Source organism: Clostridium sp. UBA4548, from assembly GCF_002387895.1.
Lineage (GTDB): Bacteria > Bacillota > Clostridia > Clostridiales > Clostridiaceae > Clostridium_J.
In genome coordinates, this window is record NZ_DGLI01000014.1 from 121,560 (window position 1) to 133,696 (window position 12,137).

Consider the following 12,137-nt stretch of genomic DNA (forward strand, 5'->3'; position numbering starts at 1 on the left):
TATCTTCATATAGAAGAGGGGGAGGATGTGCTTGTTAAAGTATATATTTAAAAGATTAATATATATGGTTTTCACACTCTGGGTCATCATAACAATTACTTTTGTACTTATGCATGCCATACCTGGAGATCCATTAGGGGATAAGGTTGAAAAGTTAAACGAACAGGTTAAACAAAATTACTATGAAAAATATGGGCTAAATAAATCACTACCAGAACAATATGTTTACTACTTAAAAGGAATTGTAACTCACTTTGATTTAGGAGAATCCTTTGACCATCCAGGAAGAACTGTTAAAGATATTATTGTTAAAAATGCACCAATTTCAGCAAAGATTGGAGCTGAGGGATTAGTTTTAGGGGTAACTTTAGGAATAGCGTTAGGAGTAATTGCCGCTTTTAATAGAGGGAGATATCCAGATTATATTGTTATGGTTATAGCATTACTTGGAGTTGCTATACCTGGCTTTGTGTTTGCAGCCTTACTTCAATTTTTCTTTGGCTTTAAGCTTAAGTGGTTTCCAATACAGGGGTATGAAGGCTTTAAGTATACGATTTTACCAGCAATAGCCTTAGGGTTACGCTCTGTGGCCGTTTATGCAAGATACATGAGGTCTAGTACCCTTGATGTAATAAATCAAGATTATATATTAACAGCAAAAGCAAAAGGAGTTTCAGATATTTCGTTAGTTTGGAAGCATATCATAAGAAATGCAATTCTTCCAGCTATTACAATTTTAGGGCCACAAATTGCAATGATATTCACAGGAGCTTTTGTAATTGAAACCATTTTCTCTATTCCAGGTTTTGGACAATATTACGTTACTTCAGTATCATCAAAGGATTATATGATGATAATGGGTCAAACTATTTTAATATCAGCTCTGTATATATTCTCTCTTTTAATTGTTGATATTATCTATGGGTTAGTGGATCCAAGAATCAGAGTTCAAGGGAATAAAGATAGGGGGTAATGGTATGTCTGAAATGAGTTCAGAAAAACTGGTAATTATAGGATGTAACAATTTAAATAGTGAAAAGATTAATCGTCCTAGTATGAGTTATTGGCAAGATGCTAGAAGAAGACTCAAGCAAAATAAAGTAGCCATGATAGCGTTGATTTTGTTAATTATAATTGCAATTATGACGGTTGTAGGTCCCTATATAGCAAAGTTTGATTTTGCAGCAATTGATGCCAAGGCTAGAAATGTAAGGCCTAATGCAGAGCATTGGTTTGGAACAGATAGTGTTGGAAGAGACTTGTTTGCTCGTATTTGGGTTGGAGGTAGAGTTTCAATTATTATTGGAATAGTTGGAGCAGTAATCGATATATTAATTGGGTTAGTATATGGAGGGGTAGCAGGATATTTTGGTGGAGTTGTTGATAATATAATGATGAGAATTATAGAAATTATAGGCTGTATACCAGATATGGTAGTTATAATTCTTATTTCACTCTTACTAAAACCAGGACTCGTATCCCTAATTATTGCTATAACCATAACCGGTTGGATTGGAACTGCCAGAATGGTTAGAGGGCAAGTACTTCAAATAAAGGAACTTGAATATGTAGCAGCAGCTAAAGCTTTAGGGGCAAAACCTTTTAGAATTATTGGAAAACATGTAATTCCAAATATCATGAGCATTGTTATAGTTGTACTTACTATGGAAATTCCAGGGTTAATCTTCACTGAAGCTTTCTTAAGCTTTGTGGGACTTGGAATTCAACCACCTAGTACCAGTTGGGGTGCCTTAGCTGCAGATGCTAGGACAACATTCTTATTCCATCCCTATCAGCTATTATTTCCAGCGATACTCATAAGCTTAACCATGTTATGCTTCAACTTGCTTGGGGATGGGTTAAGAGATGCTCTAGATCCAAAGCTTCGTCAATAAGGGGGTACACATATGGAAAAGTTATTAGAAGTTAATAATTTAAAGGTTTCTTATCATACCTATGCTGGAGAGGTTCAATCTGTAAGAGGGATAAGCTTTCATTTAGATAAGGCTGAAACCTTAGCAATAGTTGGAGAGTCAGGCTGTGGAAAAACAGTTACATCAAAGGCTATCTTAAGATTAATTCAAACTCCACCAGGAGAAATAAAGAAGGGATCAGAGATCAATTTTTGTGGAAAAGACATACTTAAAATGAGTAAAAGAGAACTCACTGACTTAAGAGGTGGAGAAATAAGTATGATATTTCAAGACCCTATGACCTCTTTAAATCCTACCACTAAAATTGGTCATCAAATTGCTGAAAGCTTAATAATTCATAGAGGTTTAAATAAAAATGAGGCTTTGAGAGAGGCTGTAAAAATCCTTGAGTTAGTTAGAATACCTAATGCTGAAAAGAGAGCAAATCAATATCCTCATCAATTCTCAGGAGGAATGAGACAAAGGGTATCCATAGCTATAGCTCTTGCTTGTAATCCTAAAATATTAATTGCAGATGAACCCACTACAGCACTAGATGTTACTATACAGGCTCAAATAATGGGACTTATGAAGGATCTTCAAACTAAGTTTGGAACCTCAATAATAATGATTACTCATGACTTAGGTTTAGTTGCTACAGTGGCTGATAGGGTACAGGTTATGTATTCGGGTCTCATAGTTGAGAGGGGGACAACTGAAGAAATATTCTATAATTCTAAGCACCCTTATACTTGGGCACTTATAAAATCTGCACCACAGTTAAACTCAAAGAATAAAGCTTCATTATATTCAATTAGCGGAACTCCGCCAGATCTATTAAAACCACCAGTGGGATGCCCATTTGCAGCAAGATGTGATTACTGTATGGAGGCTTGCCTTGAAGAAATGCCTGAATCAACAAAAATCAGTGATACTCATTCGGTGTCTTGTTGGCTTATGCATCCAAAGGCACCAAAGGTGGAATCTCCACTTAGAGCAGGGGGTACTGAGTAATGGAAGAAAAAAAGCCTAATGATATATTGTTAGAAGTTAAAAATTTAAAGAAATATTTTAAAGTTGGAAGAAAAGCTACACTTAATGCAGTAGATGATGTAAGTTTTTATATAAGAAAAGGTGAAACTTTGGGATTAGTAGGGGAATCTGGCTGTGGAAAGACAACCTGTGGAAAAACCATATTAGGATTATACTCTGCCACTGGTGGAGAGGTTATCTATGAAGGAAGAGATATTCATTCCCTTAATCCTAAGGAACTTAGAAGTTTCTCGAAAAAAGCTCAAATAATATTCCAAGATCCTTATGCTTCCTTAAATCCTAGAATGACAGTTGGTGATATCATAGCTGAAGGAATTGATATTCATGGACTTTACAAGGGTAAAGAAAGAACAGATAAAATACAAGAAATGCTAGATAAGGTTGGATTAAATTCTGAGCATGCTCAAAGATTTCCTCATGAGTTTTCAGGAGGACAAAGACAAAGAATAGGTATAGCTAGAGCACTTGCCATAAACCCAGAATTTATAGTATGTGATGAGCCTATCTCAGCTCTTGATGTTTCCATTCAAGCACAAGTAGTAAATCTGTTAATAGAGTTACAAAAGGAAATGGGGCTAACATACCTCTTTATTGCTCATGACTTATCCATGGTAAGGCATATATCTGATAGAGTAGGGGTTATGTATTTAGGAACTTTAGTTGAATTAGGGGGAAGTAATGATTTATACGAAAGTCCACTTCATCCATATACACAAGCTTTACTATCAGCTATTCCAATTGCTGACCCAATAGTAGGTAAGTCTAAGATTCAAATACCTTTAGAAGGTGAAGTAACAAGCCCCATTAATCCAAAACCAGGGTGCAGATTTGCACCAAGATGTAAATACGCAAAAAAGATTTGCAGTGAAGAGCTTCCTAAACTTAGGGAAATAGAAAAGGACCACTTTGTAGCTTGTCATATATTATAATTAATGAATATATAGCAGATAGGGAACAGACTTAACAGGCAAGTCTGTTCTTTTAAATAATGAACAAGTTCATTTTGTAGGCGACTGTCAAAGGAATTTTATCTCCCAGCAAAGTTAAATTTTTATGCAAAGAAGCATACATAAAAAGGATGGGGGAAATTATTATTCCAAAGTATGGTTAAATTGTATAATAAAAATCCCATAGGTTTATATATCAGAACTTAAGTAAATAATAAATTAAAAATATACTTTGCGAAAATAATTGTAATATGAAGGAAAAAACTATAAAATAATAAAAGTATAATAATAAAGATTCGGAAAGGTTTGTATAGCCATGGGAAAAGGTAATGATAAGTTTAGTAGAAATGAAAGGGTAGTTGGAATTACTAAAATTTTGACTGAAAATCCTAATACAGTGATAAATTTAAGCACTTTTACAGAACTATTTAATGCAGCTAAGTCTACTGTTAGTGAAGATATAGTTATTGTAAGAGAAATATTAGAAGAGCTATCAATGGGAAAGGTTGAAACCGTTGCAGGTGCTGCAGGTGGAGTTAAGTTTATAAATAATATATCAAATAGTGAGAAAGATAGGTTTTTACAGGAACTTTGTAAAGCACTAAGAGAAAGTTCTAGAGTAATCCCAGGAAACTTTTTATATATTACTGATATTGCTTATAATCCAGCTCTAATACACAATGCAGCAGTAGCGCTAGCATCCAGGTTTTCACATCTAGAGGTGGATTATGTTGTAACTATAGAAACCAAAGGTATTCCACTTGCTTATGAGGTAGCAAAGCAACTAGGGATTCAGCTGGTTACAGTAAGACATGATACCAAGTTCACAGAAGGAACCACAGTGAGCATTAATTATGTATCAGGTTCAAGCAATCGACTTCAAACCATGTCTCTTTCAAGAAAATCAATGAATAAAAATAGCAAATGTATTTTCATTGACGATTTTATGAGAGCAGGAGGAACTGCTAAGGGCATAAGGGAGCTGCTTAATGAATTCGACAGCGAACTTTTAGGTTGTGGCTTCTTAATTGACAACATAGAGATGAAAGATAAGCTTGTAAAAGATTATGTTTCCTTAGTGGAGTTTTCAGGCATAGATGAAGAAGGAGTAGCTATAGTTAGCCCTTCTAAAAACATGTAATTCTTCATGTTATATAAGCTTCCAGGTTATATTTTTAATATTGTATATAAAAATCTTTGAAAAATCCTAAATGAATTCACATAAAAGTGAAATTCTCAAATTTGCTTTATATGAGGGGAAAATATATACATTATACAAAAGAGGGAACTGATGCAAAGTAGTATTAGTAATTATTTTCCATAAATGTCGATAAATTTATGTGTTAAATTGACTTAAAATATTAAATTTTTCAGAATATTAGAAGGATTTTCGATGGAAATGGAGAATAACTAATTCAACAACATCTTGGAGGTGGATTACATGCAAATTACTGATGTGAGAATAAGAAAGATAGCTAGTGAAGGAAAAATGAAAGCTATCGTATCTATAACTTTAGATAATGAATTCGTTGTTCATGATATAAAAGTTATAGAAGGACAAAACGGAAACTTTATCGCTATGCCAAGTAGAAAAACTCCAGATGGAGAATTTAAGGACATAGCACATCCAATCAATACAGAAACTAGAGAAAAAATACAAAAGGCAATTCTTGATGAATACGAAAAAGTTAAAAATGAAGAGCCTTTAGTAGATGAAATAAGTAACTAAGAAAAAAGGAGTAATTATCTCCTTTTTTTATTTTGAAATAAATACCCTTATTGTAAGTTACTGTTACCATAAGTTTTAGTTGTTAATAATAAAAATTCATAATAATTAAAGTTATAAGCAATTAAGCTTGACTACAATTCCTATGGTTAATAAGGATATTTCCAACAATGAAGTTCTCACAGCTTCAATTTTACACAATAAGCATTCCACAAAAATGTAATATAATACGAACATAATAAAAATATGTGAATGTTAATTGAATTTTCTAATAAAGCCTTCGGTTATTGAAAAAGTTTGTCACATAAAATATAATAAAGAGGAATGTTATATATGGGGATCACTAATGATTTTTCTACAAGAGTATATATTATTCGTTAAATGGTGAATAAGGTTACTTTATTCGGTAATTTTAGAAGGAGTGGAAACTCTTAATAAATATTCATTCATATAGAGGTTATGCTTTGAAGAAGATGCGGGAATAGCCTTGAAAAATGTTATTAAAGAGGTGTTGAGAGTGTATAAATGTGCTATTATTTTAGCTGCTGGTGAAGGGAAGAGAATGAATTCTGATACACCAAAGGTACTACATCAAGTGTGTGGCAAGGAAATGATAAACCATGTAATAGATAACATAAGAAGTTGCAATATAGAAGATGTAAATGTAGTTATTGGAAAAGGTGCTGAAAAAGTTAGAAAGGGTACCGAAAGCAGAAATATTTACTACTCAGTTCAAGAGGAGCAATTAGGTACTGGTCATGCAGTAATGTGTGCAGAGGAATTCCTAAAAGGTAAAACTGGATCAGTTGCAATTTTTGTAGGAGATGGTCCTCTTATTACAGAAGGCACTGTTAATAACTTAGTTAATTATCATGAAAAAGGAAACTATAATGCAACAATCCTAACTTCAATAATGGCGGAACCAGCAAAATACGGTAGAATTATAAGAAATTCTAAAGGTGAAGTAGAAAAAATAGTAGAGTTTAAAGATTGTACTCCAGCAGAAATCGAGGTTAAGGAAATTAACTCAGGAATGTATTGCTTTGATATCGAAGATCTTTTAAATACCTTATCAAAACTTAATAACAATAATAATCAAGGGGAATACTATTTAACTGATGTAATTGAAATTCTAAAAAAAGAAGGAAAAAAGGTTGGGGCTGTTGACGTAACTGTAGAGGAAATTACCGCAGTAAATTCCAAGGTAGAACTAGCAGCAGCTGAAACTATCATGAGAGAAAGAATTAATAAGAAACATATGGAGAATGGAGCAATAATCATTGATCCAAAATCTACTTATATAGATTGGAATGTTAAGATTGGAAAAGATACTGTGATTTATCCAGGAAATATGCTTCAAGGAAATACAGTAATTAAAGATAATTGTATTCTGTACCCAAACAATAGAATTAGTAATTCTGTTATTGAAAATAATGTTACAGTGCAAAATTCAGTAGTTCTAGACAGTAATGTTGGAGAAAATACTACGGTAGGTCCTTTTGCATATATAAGACCAGAGTCTCATATTGGTAAGAATGCAAGAATAGGTGACTTTGTAGAAATTAAAAAATCAACTATTGGTGATGGAACAAAGGTGTCTCACTTAACTTACATAGGAGATGCAGAAGTAGGATGTGGTTGTAACTTTGGTTGTGGAACAGTAATTGTAAATTATGATGGTAAAAGTAAGAATAAAACTGTTATAGAAGATAATGTATTTATTGGATGTAACTCAAATCTTATCTCTCCTGTAGTTGTAGAAAAGGACACTTATATTGCAGCGGGGTCTACAATTACCCATAGAGTGCCAAAAGGTTCACTTGCAATTGCTAGAGCAAAGCAAGTAAACAAAGAAAACTGGGTTTATGAAAAATACAACAAAAAATAAATAATAACACAAATAAAACAAAATAGGAGGACTATACATAATGATAACTCATGGAAAAAACATTAAAATCTTCACAGGTAATTCTTATCCAAAGCTAGCTCAAGACATCGCAGATAGACTAGGACTTAAAATTGGTGAGTCTCAAGTAGGGACTTTTAGCGATGGAGAAATATCTGTAAACATTGCAGAAACTGTTAGAGGACTTGATGTGTTTGTAATTCAACCAACAAGTGCACCAGTTAATGATAACTTAATGGAGTTATTAATAATGATTGATGCCTTTAAGAGAGCATCAGTAGGAAGAGTTACAGCCGTTATGCCTTATTACGGATATGCAAGACAAGACAGAAAAGCTAAGGCAAGAGATCCAATTACAGCAAAACTAGTTGCAGATTTAATTACTGCTGCAGGAGCTGATAGAGTTTTAACTATGGACTTACACGCAGCTCAAATCCAAGGCTACTTCAATATTCCGGTAGATAACTTAATGGGAGCACCTATACTAAGTAACTACTTTGTTGAAAATGGCTTTGCAGACCAAGAAGATGTAGTTGTTGTTTCTCCAGACCTTGGAAGTGTGTCAAGAGCTAGAAAATTTGCTGATAGATTAAATGCACCAATAGCAATTATAGATAAGAGAAGACCAAAGGCAAACGTGGCTGAAGTTATGAATGTTATAGGGGATATAAAAGGTAAAAGAGTTATCTTAATTGACGATATGATTGATACAGCAGGAACTATTTGTAACGGAGCTAATGCTTTAGTAAAAATGGGAGCTAAAGAAGTTTATGCTTGCTGTACTCATGCAGTATTATCAGGTCCTGCTATTGAAAGAATTCAGGATTCGGTTATTAAGCAATTAATAATGCTAGATACAATTCATCTGCCAGAAGAGAAAGCAATAGATAAGATTAAAATTTTATCTGTAGCGCCAATCTTTGCAGAAGCTATTAAGAGAATTTATGAAGATGTCTCTGTAAGTAAATTATTTGACTAAGAATAATTGACAGAATATAATTTATAAAAAACATGCGTTANNNNTAACGCATGTTTTTTATAAATATTTTGTTAATTATATTAATTTTACAGAAAATTTCTCAAATTTATTGGATATTATTATATAATACAAAGTAAAAATGGTGTAAAATAGAAGACACGGGCTTCTAAGGCAAAAGTTAAATGTATGTATGTCTGAAAAGTTCTAAAGAATCAATATAGATTATGTGTAAGCATAATATTAAATTGATTTAAAAGAGTGTAGAGTTTATATAGAAATTTTTTTAGAGTGGAGGATTTAATATGGAAGGTACAATTGGAAAGGTATTAGTTGTTGATGACGATAAAAATATAAGTGAAGTTTTAAAGATGTATTTAGAAAGTGCAGGGTACACAACAAAGGTTGGAAACGATGGAAAGGAAGCACAGGAATTGTTTGTGAGCTTTAAACCAGATTTAGTACTCCTTGATGTGATGCTTCCATACATGGATGGAATAGATGTACTAAAATGGATTAGAAAAGAGCATGAAACTCCAGTTATTATGATAACTGCAAAGGGAGAAACTTTTGACAAAGTATTAGGATTAGAACTTGGAGCAGATGACTACATAGTTAAGCCTTTTGAACCAAAAGAGCTTATGGCTAGAGTTAAAGCGGTATTAAGAAGATACACTTCAGAAGTAGACAATAAGGAAACGTTATCCTTTGAGAATTTAGTTATTGATGTTAATTCCTATAACGTAACTTATAGGGGGCAGGAAATAAAAATGCCACCTAAGGAATTCGAACTGTTATATTATCTTGCTAGTAACAAAAATAGAGTTTTTACAAGAGAACAATTATTATGTGAAGTTTGGGGATATGACTACCCAGGAGATTCAAGGACAGTAGATGTTCATATAAAAAGATTGAGAGAAAAGATTGCTGGTGGAGATACTTGGCAACTTGAAACTGTTTGGGGTGTAGGCTATAAATTTGAGGTGAAGTAATGGTTAAAAACAGCTTGTTTACTAAAATGGTAATAACCTATACTATAATAATTTCCATAAGTCTTACCATTATAGCGGCTTTTTTATCCTATTGGATTCAGGACTATTTCATCAAAAATAGAAAAGAACAGTTAAGCAATCAGGTTTCCATTATTGAAGGACTTGCAAATGAATATTTGCAGGGTGGAATACCATATGAAGAGCTAAATGGGTCTATAAGATTCATTTCGGGGTATATCAATGATGATATATTGCTAATTGATAAAAGTGGTTATGTTTATGTAGCAACTTCTAATAAATTTAAGCCATTCATAGGTAAGCAACTTTTTGTTCAACAACTAGAAACTTTAAGCCAAGGAAGTTATTTTGAGCTTATTAGCAGCAATTACGACAACTTTTTTCTTCATGAGAAGTTTTATGTTTTAGGAGAACCTATTAAAGGTCAAAATGGACAATTTAATGGAGCAGCAATTATTAATGTGTCAATGTCAACTCTTAATAAATCTCTAAATAATGTATTTAAAATCATTTGGATTTCAACTGTAATAGCAGTTATTGCATCCAGTATTGTAATTTATTATTCTATTAAAAAAATAATTGTTACCCCAATTTCTGAGATGAATGTGGTGGCTAGAAAAATAGCGGCTGGAGATGTGAATAAGAGAGTTGTGGTTCAATCCCATGATGAAATCGGAGAATTTGCAGAATCCTTTAATGTAATGGCGGATTCCTTAGAGAAGGTAGAGCAGAATAGGAAAGAGTTTATTTCTAACGTATCTCATGAATTAAGATCTCCAATAACATCTATAAAAGGTTTTATAGGTGGGATTTTAGATGGAGTTATTCCAAAGGAAAAAGAGGAATATTACTTAAAAATAGCCTACGAAGAAATTCAAAGACTTACAAGACTTATCAATGAACTTTTAGACCTTTCCGCAGTAGAATCAGGAAAGTTTAAGCTTCAAATGAAGGCCTTAGATATAAATGAAGTTGTAAGACTTTGTATACTTAGGAATGAGGCAAGAGTTAAAGATAAGAAACTCAATGTTCAAGTTTTTTTTGAAGAAGATGAGCTTGTAGCAATGGCGGATGAAGATAAAATTATGCAGGTTATAACCAATCTTTTAGATAATGCTATTAAATATGCAGATGAGGGTGGACTTGTAACTATTTCATGCAAGAGCAAGGGGAAAAAAGCTTTCATATCCATATTTAATGAAGGACCGGCTATCCAAGAGGAAGATATCAAGTATATTTGGGATAGGTTTTACAAGGGAGATAAATCGAGAACCCAAAAAGTTAGTACGGGTCTTGGACTCTCTATTGTAAAGAAAATAATCACATTATTTGATGAAGAAATATGGGTAGAAAATAAGGAAAATGGAGTTATGTTTACATTTACATTAAGTTTGGGTAAAAAAATATAGAATATATAATAATTTTATAAAGGTATTTAGTGAGGTGACACTGTGGATAGCTTTAAAGAATCAAACAATATGGAAGAGGATTATAGTGGAAAGATTAAGTTCAACAAGAAGAAGAAAAACTATAAGAAAAGGTTTATAGCGTTTACTATAGTATATTTAGTGGTAGCTTCTGTGTCAGGAGTATGTACTGCATTCATATTGAACAGCACTACAGTGTCAAAAAATCGCGCAGCAAATGAAGAAGATACAGTATCAAATTTAACCAATGAAGTTAATTATAATGAAATAGGGAGTAAGGTGGCTAAGTCTGTGGTATCCATTGTCAAGGTTATAGGAGACTCAGAAAGAGTAATGGAAATAGACAGTGGATCTGGAGTAGTCTTCAAGGAAGGTGGATATATAGTTACTAATTACCATGTAGTAGATGATGCAAAGGCTATAAAGATTAAGCTTTATAATGACTTAGTCTATGAAGCAAGTATTATTGGGGTTAATACCACCTATGATTTGGCTGTAATAAAAATTGAAACTGAATCAGTGCCACCTATAAAATTAGGCAGTGCTGTGGGGTTAGAACATGGAAATCAGGTTTTGAGTGTAGGAAATCCTGTGGGAAGAGCCTTCAATGAAAACATAAAGAATGGAAGTGTAATAAGCGTTAGTGAACCTTTAATAACTGTGGATAAAAATACTGGAGTTCATTCTGCATTAAATATTATTCAAACTAATATTGCTCCAAGCTCCATTAATAGTGGTAGTGCTTTGTGTAACACTAAGGGAGAACTTATTGGTATAAATAGTATTGCTATGAATCATGCTAAAGGTACTATAAAGAGTAGCTTCTATATGACTATAGAAGATGCAAAGCAATTTATAAATGAAATACTAAATGGAGAAAACTTGCTAAGAACAGTTATAGGAATTCATGCTGAGGAAGCAATTCCTGAAAGTAAAGAGGGAGTTCAGGGCGTTTATGTAAAAGAAGTAATAAGAAATAGTGAGGCCTATATAGCAGGATTACAACCTACAGATATAATAATGGAATTTAATGGAGAAAAGATTAAATATATAAAAGATATGAATAGAGCTATAAAAAAAGTTACTTCGGAAGAAATAGTAAAGTGCAAAGTATTTAATAACGGACAGTATAAGATTTTGGATATTAAAATAAAAGTTAATCAGAAATAAAAGTAGTAT

11 protein-coding genes are annotated in these 12,137 nt (G+C 32.7%); all 11 read left to right on the forward strand.

Translation table 11 applies throughout. From position 1 onward, the window contains the following. Positions 1 to 31: 31 nt before the first annotated feature. The 11 genes from B3040_RS05450 to B3040_RS05500 all read left to right on the forward strand — a co-directional run bounded on the left by B3040_RS05450 (position 32) and on the right by B3040_RS05500 (position 12,128). On the forward strand, positions 32 to 973 hold the full coding sequence (locus tag B3040_RS05450; protein WP_021284235.1) for an ABC transporter permease: 942 nt from the start codon (positions 32 to 34) through the stop codon (positions 971 to 973). Positions 974 to 977: 4 nt separating this feature from the next. Next, positions 978 to 1,895 (forward strand): ABC transporter permease, encoded by a 918-nt coding sequence (locus B3040_RS05455; RefSeq protein ID WP_291570996.1) that lies wholly within the window; start codon positions 978 to 980, stop codon positions 1,893 to 1,895. A 12-nt stretch (positions 1,896 to 1,907) separates the two neighbouring features. Next, positions 1,908 to 2,927, forward strand: coding sequence for an ABC transporter ATP-binding protein (locus B3040_RS05460; RefSeq protein ID WP_291570999.1), 1,020 nt, complete (start codon positions 1,908 to 1,910; stop codon positions 2,925 to 2,927). Then, entirely contained in the window at positions 2,927 to 3,895 is a 969-nt protein-coding gene (locus B3040_RS05465) for an ABC transporter ATP-binding protein (protein WP_291571001.1), read from the forward strand. Before B3040_RS05460 ends, B3040_RS05465 begins: the two co-directional genes overlap by 1 nt. 334 nt (positions 3,896 to 4,229) lie before the next feature. Further along, a complete protein-coding gene (gene purR, locus B3040_RS05470; protein WP_291571003.1) occupies positions 4,230 to 5,054 on the forward strand; it encodes a pur operon repressor in 825 nt (274 codons plus the stop codon). A gap of 300 nt (positions 5,055 to 5,354) precedes the next feature. Then, positions 5,355 to 5,642, forward strand: a complete 288-nt coding sequence (gene spoVG / locus B3040_RS05475; RefSeq protein WP_017414777.1) for a septation regulator SpoVG — start codon at positions 5,355 to 5,357, stop codon at positions 5,640 to 5,642. 514 nt (positions 5,643 to 6,156) lie between these two features. Then, entirely contained in the window at positions 6,157 to 7,527 is a 1,371-nt protein-coding gene (glmU, locus tag B3040_RS05480; RefSeq protein ID WP_291571065.1) for a bifunctional UDP-N-acetylglucosamine diphosphorylase/glucosamine-1-phosphate N-acetyltransferase GlmU, read from the forward strand. 40 nt (positions 7,528 to 7,567) lie between these two features. Next, positions 7,568 to 8,524: a ribose-phosphate diphosphokinase gene (locus B3040_RS05485; RefSeq protein ID WP_017414775.1), complete on the forward strand. Its 957-nt coding sequence runs from the start codon at positions 7,568 to 7,570 to the stop codon at positions 8,522 to 8,524. Between the two features lie 302 nt (positions 8,525 to 8,826). Next, entirely contained in the window at positions 8,827 to 9,513 is a 687-nt protein-coding gene (locus B3040_RS05490; RefSeq protein ID WP_291571007.1) for a response regulator transcription factor, read from the forward strand. Then, complete coding sequence (locus B3040_RS05495) at positions 9,513 to 10,940, forward strand: sensor histidine kinase (RefSeq protein WP_291571010.1); 1,428 nt, start codon at positions 9,513 to 9,515, stop codon at positions 10,938 to 10,940. Before B3040_RS05490 ends, B3040_RS05495 begins: the two co-directional genes overlap by 1 nt. Positions 10,941 to 10,982: 42 nt before the next feature. Beyond that, the gene (locus tag B3040_RS05500) at positions 10,983 to 12,128 is read left to right on the forward strand and encodes a S1C family serine protease (protein WP_291571011.1); all 1,146 of its coding nucleotides are present in this window, start codon (positions 10,983 to 10,985) and stop codon (positions 12,126 to 12,128) included. Positions 12,129 to 12,137: the final 9 nt, after the last annotated feature.